Genomic DNA, 13,394 nt, shown 5'->3' with positions numbered 1-13,394 from the left:
CGACGAAGGACCTTCCATGCGCAAAGCTCTCACCGCCCTCTTGTTCGCCGCCTCCATTCCCGCCACAGCCCACGCGTGGTGGAACGGCGATTGGAGCGAACGCACCAAGATCACCCTGAACACGTCGTCCCAAGGTCTGGAGACTCGGGAAGCCGTCAACGGCGTGACCGTCGCGGTGCGGCTGCATTCCGGCAACTTCGACTTCGCTGCCGCCAAGGAAGACGGCAGCGACCTGCGCGTGGTGGCAGGCGACGACAAGACGCCGCTGAAATTCAGCGTCGAGCGCTTCGACGGCATCAACGAACTGGCCGTGCTGTGGGTGCAACTCCCAACGGTCCTGCCCGGCAGCGACAAGAACGTGTTCTATGTCTACGGCGGCAATCCCAAGGCGGCGGCCGAGGCGAGCGACGCGACGGGCTTTGATGCCGCCACGGTCATCGCGCTGCACTTCAGCGACAAGCCCGCCGGCGCCGACCAGCTCGGTGCGGTCAAGCCGCAAGGCAGCCTGAGTACCGAGCCCAACGGGCTGCTGGCGGCCAGCGCCCGCCTGACTGGCGAGCCCATCACCTACGCACTGTCTGACAAACCGGTGGTGGACGCTGGCAGTCAGCTGACCGCCGGGCTGTGGGTCAAGCTCGACGATGTGCAGCGCGCCACACTGCTGAACTGGGGTGGCCTGACGCTGAATCTCAGCGGCGGCAAGCTGGTGCTGCGCGGCGACCGTGGCGACGTCAGCGGTGGCGATATCGCCGCGGGCCGCTGGACGCATGTGGCATTGCGGCTGGGCCTGGGCAAGGCGACGCTCTTCGTCGACGGCACCCAGGTCGCTCAGGGTGACCTCGCGACACCGGCGCTCGGCAGCAACCTGCGCCTGGGCGAAGGGGCACGCGGCCTGATGGATGAAGTGCAGGTGGCCGCCGCCCTGCGCAGCGCCGACTGGCTGGCCGTGGCCGTGGGCACCCAGGGCGCGCAGGGCAAGCTCGTGAGCACCGGCCGCGAAGGCAAGGACAACGCCGGCGGCGACGGCGAGAGCCACGGCTACATGGGCATTCTGGTCAAGAACCTGACGGTGGATGCCTGGGTGGTCATCATCATCCTGGCTGTGATGTTCGCCATCGCGGCCTGGGTCATGGTCAGCAAGGGCCTGCTGGTCAACCGCGTGGCCAAGGCCAACCGCAGCTTCGTGCTGCGCTTCCGAGAGGCGAGCGACAACCTGCTGCACCTGGAGCAGCAGGCCCCGCATCCGCAGTCGCCCATCTACCGCCTCTATCAGGCGGGCGTGCGCGAACTGGCCAAGCGCAAGGTCGGCGAGGCTGGCGCCAAGCCGCTGTCGGGCGCATCGCTGGATGCGGTCAAGGCTTCGGTGGATGCCGACTATGTGCGCGAGAACGCCCAGCTCAACTCGGGCATGGTGCTGCTGACGATCGCCATCTCCGGCGGCCCCTTCCTCGGCCTGCTGGGCACAGTGGTGGGCGTGATGATCACCTTCGCTGCGATCGCTGCCGCGGGCGACGTCAACGTGAACGCCATCGCACCGGGCATCGCCGCAGCGCTGCTGGCCACCGTCGCGGGCCTGGGCGTCGCGATACCGGCGCTGTTTGGCTACAACTACCTCGCCGCGCAGATCAAGAACGCGACCTCGGACATGCAGATCTTCATCGACGAGTTCATCACCCGCGTGGCCGAGTTGTACGGCTCGCATTGACGCCATGTCTGCCGACATCAAGGGCGACAACCAGCCCTACGACGACATCAACATCACGCCGATGCTGGACCTGGCCTACGTGCTGCTGGTGACGTTCATCATCCTCACGACGGCCTCGGTGCAGGGCGTGAAGGTCAACTCACCCACCACGCAGGCCGCCAACAACCTCGCCAAGCCGCAGACGCGCGCCATCACCATCACCGCAGACGGCGGCGTCTACCTGGATGCCTACCCGGTCGATCTGGAACAGCTGCGCTCGACCCTGGCCCAGTACAAGGCCGCCAATCCCGCGCTGCCCGTGGTGCTGAAGGCCGACGCGGCCGCGCAGTACGAGAAGGTCATGCAGGTGCTGGAGGTGGCCAAGCAGCTGGACATCACCGAGATCGGCCTGGTCACCAAGCGGGCCACGGGGGACTGAGGCCATGCAAGTCAACACCGACGCCAAGCCCTACGACACCATCAACGTCACGCCGATGCTGGACCTGGCCTATGTGCTGCTCGTCGTCTTCATCCTGATGACGACCGCCTCGGTGCAGGGCCTCAACATCAGCATGCCCAAGCCGAGCAACAAGCCGAGCACCGAGAAGCACGAGCTCAAGATCGTGCAGGTCATGCCCGACGGCGGCGTGCTGCTGAACGGCGTGGGCGTCAGCCTGGCCGAACTGGAGACGCAGCTCAGCGCCGCCAAGGCTCGGGATGCGCAGATGTCGGTAGCGATCAAGGGCGACGCCCGCACGCAGTACGCCAGCGTCGTGGCTGTCATCGACCTCTGCAACAAGCTGGGTGTCAACATGGGCTTGGTGACAAGCCGGATCGGGACGTGATGAAGGCCCAACACGCCAAGGCCCTGGTTGCTGCCGCCTGCCTGCTGATCGGGCTGGCGGTGTGGTGGGCGGTCCAGGGCATCAAGCCCGAAGGCCCCAAGCGCCAGGTCGCCAAGATCGCCATCCTGCCCGACACACCGCCCCCACCCCCTCCGCCACCCAAAGACGAGAAGAAACCCGAGCCGCCCAAAGACGAGCCCAAGCAGGTGTTGCGTGAAGAGCAGATCAAGCAGCCCGAGGCACCCAAGCCGGCGGAGAGCCTGAAGATGGAAGGCGCCGCCGGCGACGGCCCCAGCGCCTTCTCGGCGGGCAGCGTCTCGCGCGACTACGCGGGCGGAGCCGCGACCACCGCGGGCGGCAGCGCAGGCCCCGCCGGTACCGCCGCCGACCGGGCGCAGGAGCGCTTCTATGCCAACACGGCCCGTCAGTTGCTGCAAAGCGAGATCGAGAAACATCTCAAGTCCGACGCTGACGCGCTGACGGCCACCTTTTCGGTCTGGCTGACCAGCGACGGCGGCATTCAACGCTTCGAACTCGTCTCCAGCGGCAACGACGCCCATGACGCCGCGCTGCGCGCCGCCCTCGACGAAACGCGCCGCCTCTTCAAGCTGCCGCCACCGCCGGCGCTGGCGCTGTCTCAGCCCATGCGATTTCGGCTCAGCGTGCGGCCCCAAGCCTGATTCCCACCTTTCATCCCGCCATGAAACCCCTCTTTGCCCTGCTGACCGCCGCCCTCGTGGCCGCACCTGCCAGCGCCCAGAATTCCGACAAGGAAGAGCTGGTGCGCCTGCGCGCCACCACCCAGGCCCTGATCGACGCCTTGGTGGCCCAAGGCCTGCTGACGCGCGACAAGGCCGAGGCCATCTTGCGCCAAGCCCAGGCCACGGCTGCCGCCCCCGCCGCCGCAGCCACGGTCCAGCCCGAGCCGCCCAAGGTACTGCGGATTCCCTACGTCCCCGAATCGATGCGCCAGCAGATGCGCGACGAGATCAAGACTGAAGTCCTGGCCCAGGCCAAGACCGAGCGCTGGGGCCAGCCCGACGCCCTGCCCGACTGGATCGGCCGCATCCGCGTGAGCGGTGACATCCGCGCACGTGCCCAGGCCGAGTTCTTCGACGACCACAACCTGCCCGCCGAGATCTACCGCGCGCAGACCGCCTCGCCCGCCTGGGCGCCCGACCTCTCCAACACCTCCACCGACCGCCAACGCATGACTCTGCGTGGCCGCCTCGAGGTGGACGCCAAGCTCAGCGACCAGGTGCTCGCCGGTGTGCGCATCGCCACCGGCAACACCGCCAATGGCGCCACCTCGACCTCGCAGACGCTGGGCAACAACTTCAACCGATATACCCTCGGGCTGGACCGTGCCTACATCCGCTGGCAGCCGCCACTCTTCATGAACGGCCTGTCAGCCGATGTCGGCCGCATGGCCAACCCGTTCTACAACACGGACCTCGCCTGGCCCGAAGACCTCGCCTTCGACGGCGTGGCGGCCAAGCTCAGTCATGCCTTCACGCCACAACGTTCGGCGTTCATCACCGCGGGCCTGTTTCCCCTGGAGGAGCTCAACCTCGCCACACGCGACAAGTGGCTGCTGGGCGCCCAGGTCGGCGGCGAGTTGGCGCTCGCGCGTGGCGTCCAGTTCAAGATCGGCTTGGCGGGCTACCAGTTCCGCCACATCGAAGGTCGGCGTGAAGCCGCACCGCCGCCCAGCGGCCCGCGCAACGGGGCGACCAACTACTTTGCTTCGCAGTACGCCAGCAGCCTGCGCCTGAAGGGCAACACCCTGATCAACATCAACGACCCGACCAGCACCGCCGCCCCCACCTGGGGCCTGGCCTCGCGCTTCAAGCCGATGGACCTGACCCTCGGCCTCCAGCTCACCGAGCTGCTGCCGGTGCCGCTGAACATCACGGCAGACTTCATCAAGAACACCGGCTTCAACCTGCAGGACATCCAAGCCCGCGCCGGCATCCCCCTGCCAGACCTGCGCGACAAGACCAAGGCAGCCCAACTCCGCGTGCAGGCCGGCGCGCCCAAGCTCGCCCGGCGGGGCGACTGGCAGGCCTTCGCTGCGCTGCGCCTGGTGGAACGCGACGCCTGGGTGGACGGCTTCACAGACACCACCTGGCATCTGGGCGGCACCAACTACAAGGGCTGGAGCCTGGGCGGCAACTACGGTCTGGACCACAATTTCTGGCTGGGCGCGCGCTGGACCAGCACTCGCAACCTCGATGACGGCGTGCGCTTCCTCGCCGTGCCCGGTGACCCGACCTCGCTCAGCGGCAACCTGAGCAGCGCGCCGCTTCGCATCGACGTGTTCCAGCTCGACCTGAACGTGAGGTTCTGACCATGAGGGGCCTTGCCATGCTGCCGCTTTCGGCGCTGCTGCTCTCAGCCCTGCTCGTGTCGGGCGTGCAGGCCCAGGAGGGCAAGCCCTCCAGGGAACGCGAAGCCCTGCGCCGCGCCCAGGCCGCCCTGCGCACCGCCCAGGAGCAACAGGCCAGCCTGAGCGCCGACAAAACCAAGGCCGAAGCAGCCGCCGCCAGCTCACGCCAGGAAGCTGCCAGCGCCAGGGCCCAGATGGCTGGCACTGCGGCACGCCTGAAGGCACGCGAAACCGAAGTCGAGACCCTGCGGTCGCAGCTGCAGGCCGCACAGGGCGCGCAGCGCGACACCGAGGCTCGAGCCACCGAACGGGAGCAGACCCTGCAACGCCAGTTGCTGGCGGCACGCCAGGACGGCAGTGCGCTGCTGCAAGCCAACCAGGCCCTGGCTCAGTTGCTGGAGCGCAGCACCCAGGCGCTGGCCGATGCCGAGGGCAAGAACCACCAGCTCTACACCCTGGGCCAGCAACTGGTGCAACGCCTGAGCCAGCGCAGCCCGCTCGAACAGGCGCTGCAACAAGACCCGGTGCTGGGCCTGACCGCCGTCCGCCTGGAGGACCAGGCCGAGGCCCTGCGCGCCGAATTGGCCGCCAAGCGACTGGTACGCCCCGGTGCCGAAGCCCGCTGAGTTTCAGTCCTGCGGCGGCCAGCGCTTGATCGCCTGGCGCGCGCGCCAATAGTCGGCCCAGGGATCGTCCGGCACCAGCGACAGATACTCGCGCGCGGTGCGCACGGTCCACTGGGCGGCGCTCTTCAGCTCCGCCAGCTGGGCCCAGTCGATGGGCATGGACACGCCCATGCCGGGCCGTGCGCGCGGCGAGAACGCGGCGACGGTGGTCTGGCCCTCGCCATTGCGGAGTTAGTCGATGAAGATGCGACCCACGCGATTGGCCGGCCCGCTCTTGGCCACGAAGCGCTGGGGCAGCGTGCGGGCCATGTGCAGGGTCACCGCCTTGGCGAACGCCTTGACCTCGTCGTCCTCGCGCCGCGCCTGCAGCGGCACCACCACGTGCAAGCCTTTGCCGCCGCTGGTCTTGAGCCAGCCGCGCAGGCCGAGTTCCTCGAGCAGGGTTCGCATCAACAGCGCCGCCTCCTTGACCTGCGACCAGGGCACGCCCTCGCCGGGGTCCAGGTCGAACACGACCCGGTCCGGCCGGCGCAGCTGGCGCGTGGTGGCATTCCAGGTGTGGAACTCGATGACATTGAGCTGCGCGGCCTCGACCAGCCCCTCGGCCCGGCTGACCACGAGCAGAGGCGCATGCCCCGGCCAGCGCTCAGCGTCCAGCACCCTCACGCCGGCCATCGGCGCCTCGGCGTGCTTCTGGAAGAACTGCTGCCCGGCCACGCCCTGCGGCGCCCGCACCAGCGACACCGGCCGCTGGCGCAGATGCGGCAGCATGCGATCGGCCACGCTCTCGAGATAGCGCACCACATCGATCTTGCGCAGGCCGGACGTGGCATCAACGACACGATCGGGATGCGTGATGACGACCGGCGCCGTCACCCGGCCCCCAGCGCTCGTCGAGGCCGCCCGCACGGGCTGCGCGGCCTCCCGCTGCACCCCCGCTGGCGCCTTGTCTGCGCGTACACCCCGGAACACCGCATGGCGGATGCGCCCCTCCGGTGCCCAGCCGCCGAAGGCCACCTCCACCACCATCTCCGGCTTGACCCAGCGCTCACTGCCCGGCGCCCGCCGCGACCAGCGGTTGCCCGGGGTGGCCACCGTAGCAGGCTCGGCGGTCTCCTGCCGGGCCAGCTGCCGGTGCAACGCCCGCCCCTGTGCCGCCGACCAGCCGGTGCCCACCGCACCGGCCGACTTCAGTTCCCCCGCTTCGTGGTAAGCCAACAGCAGCGCGCCGACTTCCTCCGGTGCATCACGCCGATCGGTGAAGCCGATGACGATGAACTCCTGGCGCTGCTGACACTTCAGCTTGAGCCAGCTGTCGGAGCGACGACCCACGTACGGGCTGTCGGCCCGCTTGAGCATCACGCCCTCCAACCCCAGGCGGCAAGCCGCGGCCAGCGCCTCGGCGGGTGACGCGGGCAGCGCCTCGCTGAAGCGAAGCTGCTGCGTTTCTCGTGCCGCCAGCAGCGCCTGCAATTGCCCCCGACGCGCTCGCAGCGGCACCTCGCGCAGGTCCTGGCCGTTCACGAATGGCAGGTCGAACAGGAAGAACACCAATTCGCCCGTGTGGGCGTTGTCGATGGCGTTTTGCAGCCGGTTGAAGTCCGGCAGGCCGTGTTCATTCAAGGCCACGACCTCGCCATCCAGCCAGGCAGGCGGCAGCTTCAGTGCCTCAAGCGCCTCGGCCAGGGGACGCAGACGATCGGTCCAGTCGTGCCCCGCGCGCGTGAAGAGCGCCACACGGCCGCGCTGCACGCGGGCCGCGATGCGGTAGCCATCCAGCTTGTGCTCGACCACCCAGTCCCCACCGGCCGGAGGTTCGGCCGCCAGCGTCGCCAGCTGCAGATCGAGCCGCGCCGGCAGGGCTGCACGGCGCGCGCTGCCCGGTCTGGCGGCTCGTCTCGGCCTCCCGGGTGCCGGAGACAACACACTGTCGGGCATCGCGGTGATCACGTCGAACTCGTCGCTGGGCCGCACCGCGGCATCACCGCGGCGCTTGATCAGCAGCCATGTCTCCTGCTTGGACGAGCCCGGCCGCAATGTGCGGATCAGCTCCCACGCCCCGCGCAGCTTCTCCCCCTCCAGCTCGAAGGTCAGCTTGCCGCGGGCGAGGCCGTCGCGCGGGTCCCCGAGCGGCCGCCAATAGCCCTGGTCCCAGACGATGACGCGCCCGGCGCCGTAGTGGCCGGCTGGAATGCCGCCCTCGAAACTCCGGTAGCTCAGCGGATGGTCCTCCACCCGCACCGCCATGCGCTTGTGCGCCGGGTCCAGGCTGGGGCCCTTGGCACGGCCCAGCTCAGCATGACGCCGTCGAGTTCCAGCCAGAAGTCGTAGTGCAACCGCGAAGCCCAGTGCTTCTGGATCACGAAACGCAGCGACGCCACCGTGCGGGCGCGGGCGAGCCGCCCCTCAGGCTCGGCTGTCACGCCGAAATCGCGCTTGGCGTTGTAGCGGGCAAGCGGCGCGTCAGACGCCGTCACCCGGCGAGAGGAGGTGGTCATGGCGGTGACGATGGGTCAGCCCGCGCGAGCCGCGTGTCAGACAAGCGGCCGATCTGGGAGCGGCGCGTTCCACTGGGCACAATGCAAGCGCTCCGATCCCACACCAACTGCCCGTGCCCTTCGACGTCGTTCACCAGCAGGCCTCTCCGCGTCAGCGGCGCGCAGTGGCGGCGTTATGCGTTGCCGTCTGCCTCTCCGCCGTGGCGGCCTTGCCGGTGGCGTCGGTCAAGCTGCCGGCAATGCCGCATGTTTCCGGCATCTATGGCGCGGCGGCTGCGATGATCAACTTTGCGACCTTCTGGTTGCTGCTGTCAGCGCCGCGCCCTTCACGACCCTTGCGCATCATCGCGTCGGCGTATTTGTTCGCCGGCCTGATGGCCGTGCTGCATGTCCTGACCTTCCCGGGCGCGCTGCTGCCCGAAGGCTCGGTGCTCGGCACGGGCAATTCGGTCAGCTGGCTGTTCATCGCTTGGCGTGCGGGGTTCCCGCTCTTTGTCGTCTGGGCTTTGCTGAATGAACCGGCGCCGCGCATCAGTAGCCCGAAGCCCGGCATCAGCCCCATCCTGGTTGCTTTGTCGGCAGCCTTTCTGAGTGCCGCCGTCGCGCTGGCGGCCGGCGATGTGCAGGCGCTGGTCCCCGGTCCAGCGGGGCCTCAGTTCAGCAGCATCAGCAACCTGGGCGCAAACCTCGGCGGCGTGTTCTGTGCGGTCGCCCTGGGCCTCATCCTGCATCGTCGGCTTGCCGGCCGCTCGCTGTATCTGTGGCTGGTGTTGGTGCTGCTGGCCGAGGCAACCGGCGTCTGGCTGAGTACACGCAGCGGGGGGCGCTACACCCTGGCCTGGTACGGGGCACGAGCCGAGGGGCTGATGGCGAGCGCCGCCATGCTTGCGCTACTCGCTGCGCACTATCGCGAAGTGCAGGCCCGGCTGGACAGCCTGGTCGTGGAGCTCAGCCGCCGCACCGATGCCCTGCAAGCCGAGATGCAGCACCGCGAGCGGGCCGAGCGGATGATGGTGCAGTCGCAAAAGCTGGAAGCGGTGGGCCAGCTCGCCGCAGGACTGGCCCATGACATCAACAACTACCTGCAGGTCATCGCGGTGCGGGCCGAAATCCTGAAGCGGCGGCTGGGCCAGCCGGCTGAGTCTGACGTCGAGGTCGTTCAGCGCAATGTGCGCAAGACTGAACACCTGACGCGCCAGCTGCTGGCCTTCGCCGGGCGGCGGCAGCTGCAGCCCCAGGTGGTGCTGATGTCGGCGCAGGTCCCGGAGTTCGTCAACTTCTTCCGCTCCGTCCTTGGCGCGGGCATCACGGTGCAACTCGAGGTGGCTCACGACACATGGCCCGTGAAGCTGGACCCCAGCGAGCTCGAAACCGCGCTGGCCAACCTGCTGACCAACGCCCGTGATGCGATGAGTGGTGACGGCCTGCTGCACGTACGCGCATTCAACCTGCCGGGCGTGGGTGGCACGCCCGACCGCGTCGCGCTTGAAGTCCAGGACCCGGGTGCCGGCATCCCACCGGCCGTGCAGGAGCGGGTGTTCGAGCCCTTCTTCACCACCAAGCCGCCGGGCAAGGGCAGCGGCCTGGGGCTGTCGCAGGTCTATGCCTTCGCCAAGGCCAGCGGAGCCGAGGTTCTGCTGACCAGTGAAGTCGGCGCCGGCACGACCGTACGGCTGTCATTTCCCCGCCACGTCGAGACGACTGCACCAGCAAAGGCATCTCAAGAGGGCAGCCCGCTACCCGCCGTCGCCGGCCGCCTCGTGCTGCTGGTAGACGACAACCAGGACGTGCTGGAGTCCACCTCCGGGCTGCTGACGCTGAACGGCATGGTCGTGACAACAGCCAACGGCGTGGCTGGGGCCTGGGCGCTCATCGAAGGTGGGCTGCGTCCTGACGTGGTGCTGTCGGACATCGTCATGGCGGGCACGGCCGACGGTGTGGAACTGGCCTTGCGCTTGCGCAAGGCCCACCCGGACATGCTGGTCGTACTGGCCAGCGCCTACAGCACGGCCGCTGCCGAGGCCACGGCGCAGGGCTTCACCGTGCTGCGCAAGCCCTACGACGCCGCCCAGTTGCTGAACGCGCTCGCTGCAAGGGTGGCGCCGGCAAACGTCGTGTCAGCCTGAACCGCCGACCGCCATGAAGGCTGCCGCCGGACAACCGGCGGTCCTCCGGATTCAGGGAAGGCGGCCGATCGCCTCGGCCGACAACTGCTGCACTCCGCTGTCGCCATGCAGCGGCAGGCGCAAGGTGAACGTAGCGCCACGACCCACGCCGTCGCTGTGCGCCCGAAGCTCCCCGCGATGCCCCCGCACGATGTGCATGGCAATCGCCAGGCCGAGGCCCAGGCCTTCGCTGCGGCCGCTGTCGCGCGAGCCCGCCTGCCAGAACTGATCGAACACATGCGCCAACTGGGCCGGCTCGATGCCCACCCCGTGGTCCGTCACATCCAGCTGCGCCCACCCCGGCTCGGCGCGCAGCGTCACCTGCACCAGGCCACCCGCCCGCGAGAACTTGACCGCATTGGTCAGCAGGTTCCACACGGCCTGCCGCAGCCGCAGCTCATCGGCCATCACGGGCAGCGGTGCGTCGGTCAGGTCCTGCGCCAGCACCACCTGGGCCGCAGCGGCGATGGGCGACACCGTCTCGATCGCCGCACGCACGATGCGGCCCATGTCTTCCTGCGCCGGTGTCATGGCCATCTTGCCGGCCGCGATGCGGGTCACGTCCAGCAGGTCATCCACCAGCCGGCTCTGCACCAGCACATTGCGGGCAATGGCGGCCAGCCCGCGCTCCAGCAGGTCCGGCCGGCTGCCACGCTGCAGCGTCTCCGCCCAAGCCAGGATCGCGCTCAACGGCGTGCGCAGCTCATGCGACACCGCTGCCAGGAAGAGGTCGCGCTGACGCTCCGCCTGCTTGAAGGGCGTCACGTCGTACCAGACGACCGTGCCCCCGACGACGGCGCCCTGTTCGTCGTGAATAGGGCCCGCATTGCAGTTGACCGGGATCAGCCGGCCGTCCATCGCCTGCATCAGCCAGGCTTCGTCACGGATGACCTGCCCCTCGCAGGCCCGCGCCAGCGGCAGGTCCTGCGCCCGGGCCAGCACCTTGGTGTCCGGGCAGCGCAGCTGCCAGGCGCCCCAGGTGCGCGACTGCTCTGGCGTGGCCCCCACCATCTCGGCGCCGAACCGGCTCACATAGGCCAGCTCGTTCTCCCCTTTCAGCGCAACCGCGATGCCGACGGGCGCATAGGCCATCACAGCCCGCATGATCTGCTCCTGGCGGGCACGCTCCAGCCGTTCGGCGTCCAGGCGCTGCTCGGCCTCGACGGTGTCCGTCACATCGAAGTTGACGCCCACGAGGCGGGTCAGGGGCTGACCCGGCGCCCGCTCGGTACGCGAGCAGCTCATGATCCAGCGCTGGCTGCCATCACCCGCTCGGATGCGGAACACGAAGGGGTCGATCCCGCCCCGCGCGGCGGCCGCCGCGACGGCCGCGTCGATGCGCGGCGCATCGTCGGGGTGGATCATGTGCAGAAAGCGCTCCCCGGGCTCCAGGCCCGAGCCTCGCGGCAGGCGGAACACGTCATACATCTCCGGGCTCCACAGGCAGTCCCCCGTGGCGGGGTTCCATTCCCACAAGCCCATGCGGCCGGCGCGCACCGCGGCATGCAGGCTGAGCTTGATGAGGTTGTCGTCGAGGGGGTCGTCCAGGCTCTCGCGTACCAGGGTCACGAGCCAGCACCGGCGGCCCTCGCCATCACGAAGCACCGGCGAGGCCCGGTAACGCCAGCGGCCGAGCGCCTGGAAAGGGCGCAAAACCTCGGCAAACGCGACACCGGCCTCGATCCCTCGCTGCCAGCGCGTCAAGCCTTCCGGGCCGAGGCACTGCTGCCAGGCGGCATGGCGATTGCCGCCCACGTCCATCGACAGCAAACCCACGAAATCCTCGTTCACCGCGCAGACCTGGCCCTGCCCGTCTGCCGCGAAGGCAGGCTGCTCGATGCCGTCCAGCGCGGCCTGTACTGCTTCCATGATCACCCCTCTGGCCCGCACCTCGGTCGCGGTGCAGCAGCCAGCATCATCGGTGAGTCACGGGATCGTCACCAAAGACGAGCCTCGCGCAAGGCGATCGGCACTTCAGGTGCAGGTCAGACATGCGGCGCCAGGCGTGCAAGCCAGGCGCAGGACGGCGTGCCTCCTCAGTCAGCCCTGCTCCGACAGGAAGATCTCCACCCGGCGGTTGGCCGCCCGGCCGCTGTCGGTGTCATTGTTGGCGACCGGCTCATGGGAGCCTCGCCCCGCCACCGTCACCCGCGAAGCGGCCACGCCGAGGCTGGAGAGGTAGTCGCGCACGGCCATCGCCCGCTCGCGCGACAGGGGGTCGTTGATGGCGTCGCTGCCCGTGCTGTCGGTGTGACCCACGATGGTCAGTCGCACGTTCGGGTCGAGGTTGCGGCTGACCTCGTCCAGCACTGGCCGCATCTGGGGCTTGATGTCGGCCCGGCCGGTGTCGAAGGACACGTCGCTCGGCACGTTGAGCTTGAGTCGGTTGTCGTCGGTACGGGCGACCTGCACGCCGGTGCCCTCGCTGGCGCGCTCCAATGCAGCGCGCTTTTCCTCCATCCGCTTGGACCATAGGTTGCCCGCCACCGCGCCCACTGCGCCGCCGATGACGGCGCCGCGGCCGGCGCTCCCGCCCGTGATTGAGCCGATGACCGCACCGGCCACCGCACCTGCACCTGCACCTTGCGCTGTGCCGCGCTCCCGTTCACTCATGGAGGAACAGCCGGTCGCCACCAACGTGACGCTGACGAGCGCGACGAGGCTGAAGCGATGACGGAGCGGGGTGGCGTTGGCTTGCATGGCGAATCTCACGAGCTGGAAATCATTGGAAAAGAAAGGGGGATGCAGGCGCCGCACGCCTGCAGACGGCGGCGCCCAGCTCAGCCTGATCAGGCCTTGCGGTTGCCCGCATCCTTCAGTGCCTCGCGGGCATTGCCCACGGCCTTCTGGAGCTTGCCCTCGGCCTGGGTCGCGGCACCCTTGACCTGCTGCTCGGTGCTGCCCACGGCCTCACCCAGCTTGCGCTGCGCCTTGCCGGCGATGTCCTTCACGGTGCCCTTGATCTGATCGCTGTTCATGGATCGCTCCTTTGCGGTTGCCCTCGCAGCGGAATTGCCGGAGGGGCTGTCGTCAGCGTAGGTGCGCGACCGTCTGCGCCACGCCAGCCTGAGCCGGCTCCGTGAGTGGGCCAAGTCCTACGAAACGCCTGCCCAGGAGCCCGCCCTCAGGCCCCGCTGCCAAACCCTGCGCCGCTCTTCCTACGCCAGTGACAGGCGCTGTCCGCTGG

10 protein-coding genes and 1 pseudogene are annotated in these 13,394 nt (G+C 68.9%); 7 read left to right on the top strand and 4 right to left on the bottom strand.

Features of this window, described 5'->3' with window-relative positions; genetic code table 11:
- Positions 1-16 precede the first annotated feature (16 nt).
- The 6 genes from CDO81_RS14310 to CDO81_RS14285 are packed head-to-tail and all read left to right on the top strand — an operon-like array spanning position 17 to position 5,544.
- Entirely contained in the window at positions 17-1,705 is a 1,689-nt protein-coding gene (locus tag CDO81_RS14310; RefSeq protein WP_088483894.1) for a DUF2341 domain-containing protein, read from the top strand.
- A 4-nt stretch (positions 1,706-1,709) separates the two neighbouring features.
- Positions 1,710-2,123 carry an ExbD/TolR family protein gene (locus CDO81_RS14305; RefSeq protein ID WP_088483893.1) on the top strand — a complete coding sequence of 138 codons (414 nt, stop codon included), beginning with the start codon at positions 1,710-1,712 and terminating at the stop codon, positions 2,121-2,123.
- 4 nt (positions 2,124-2,127) lie between these two features.
- Entirely contained in the window at positions 2,128-2,529 is a 402-nt protein-coding gene (locus CDO81_RS14300; RefSeq protein ID WP_088483892.1) for an ExbD/TolR family protein, read from the top strand.
- Positions 2,529-3,209: a TonB C-terminal domain-containing protein gene (locus CDO81_RS14295; protein ID WP_088483891.1), complete on the top strand. Its 681-nt coding sequence runs from the start codon at positions 2,529-2,531 to the stop codon at positions 3,207-3,209. The genes CDO81_RS14300 and CDO81_RS14295 overlap by 1 nt, the downstream gene beginning before the upstream one ends.
- 20 nt (positions 3,210-3,229) lie before the next feature.
- Positions 3,230-4,879: a putative porin gene (locus CDO81_RS14290; RefSeq protein WP_088483890.1), complete on the top strand. Its 1,650-nt coding sequence runs from the start codon at positions 3,230-3,232 to the stop codon at positions 4,877-4,879.
- A 17-nt stretch (positions 4,880-4,896) separates the two neighbouring features.
- Positions 4,897-5,544 carry a hypothetical protein gene (locus CDO81_RS14285; protein ID WP_158218286.1) on the top strand — a complete coding sequence of 216 codons (648 nt, stop codon included), beginning with the start codon at positions 4,897-4,899 and terminating at the stop codon, positions 5,542-5,544.
- 3 nt (positions 5,545-5,547) lie between these two features.
- On the opposite strand, the pseudogene ligD reads toward CDO81_RS14285, so the two are convergent.
- Positions 5,548-7,844: pseudogene (ligD, locus tag CDO81_RS14280) on the bottom strand (DNA ligase D).
- Positions 7,845-8,155: 311 nt separating this feature from the next.
- On the opposite strand from ligD, the gene CDO81_RS14275 reads away from it, so the two are divergent.
- Positions 8,156-10,168: an ATP-binding protein gene (locus CDO81_RS14275; protein WP_144397251.1), complete on the top strand. Its 2,013-nt coding sequence runs from the start codon at positions 8,156-8,158 to the stop codon at positions 10,166-10,168.
- Between the two features lie 51 nt (positions 10,169-10,219).
- On the opposite strand, the gene CDO81_RS14270 is transcribed toward CDO81_RS14275, so the two are convergent.
- The 3 genes from CDO81_RS14270 to CDO81_RS14260 all read right to left on the bottom strand — a co-directional run bounded on the left by CDO81_RS14270 (position 10,220) and on the right by CDO81_RS14260 (position 13,185).
- Positions 10,220-12,076 carry a PAS domain-containing sensor histidine kinase gene (locus CDO81_RS14270; RefSeq protein ID WP_144397250.1) on the bottom strand — a complete coding sequence of 619 codons (1,857 nt, stop codon included), beginning with the start codon at positions 12,074-12,076 and terminating at the stop codon, positions 10,220-10,222.
- Positions 12,077-12,247: 171 nt separating this feature from the next.
- Positions 12,248-12,907 (bottom strand): YiaD family glycine zipper/OmpA-like lipoprotein, encoded by a 660-nt coding sequence (locus CDO81_RS14265; RefSeq protein ID WP_088483886.1) that lies wholly within the window; start codon positions 12,905-12,907, stop codon positions 12,248-12,250.
- Positions 12,908-12,996: 89 nt separating this feature from the next.
- Positions 12,997-13,185, bottom strand: a complete 189-nt coding sequence (locus tag CDO81_RS14260) for a CsbD family protein (protein WP_088483885.1) — start codon at positions 13,183-13,185, stop codon at positions 12,997-12,999.
- Positions 13,186-13,394: the final 209 nt, after the last annotated feature.

The organism is Roseateles puraquae (genome assembly GCF_002205845.1).
Lineage (GTDB): Bacteria > Pseudomonadota > Gammaproteobacteria > Burkholderiales > Burkholderiaceae_C > Pelomonas > Pelomonas puraquae.
The sequence above is the reverse complement of the archived record's forward strand: the minus strand, read 5'-3'. Positions and strand labels throughout refer to the sequence as shown.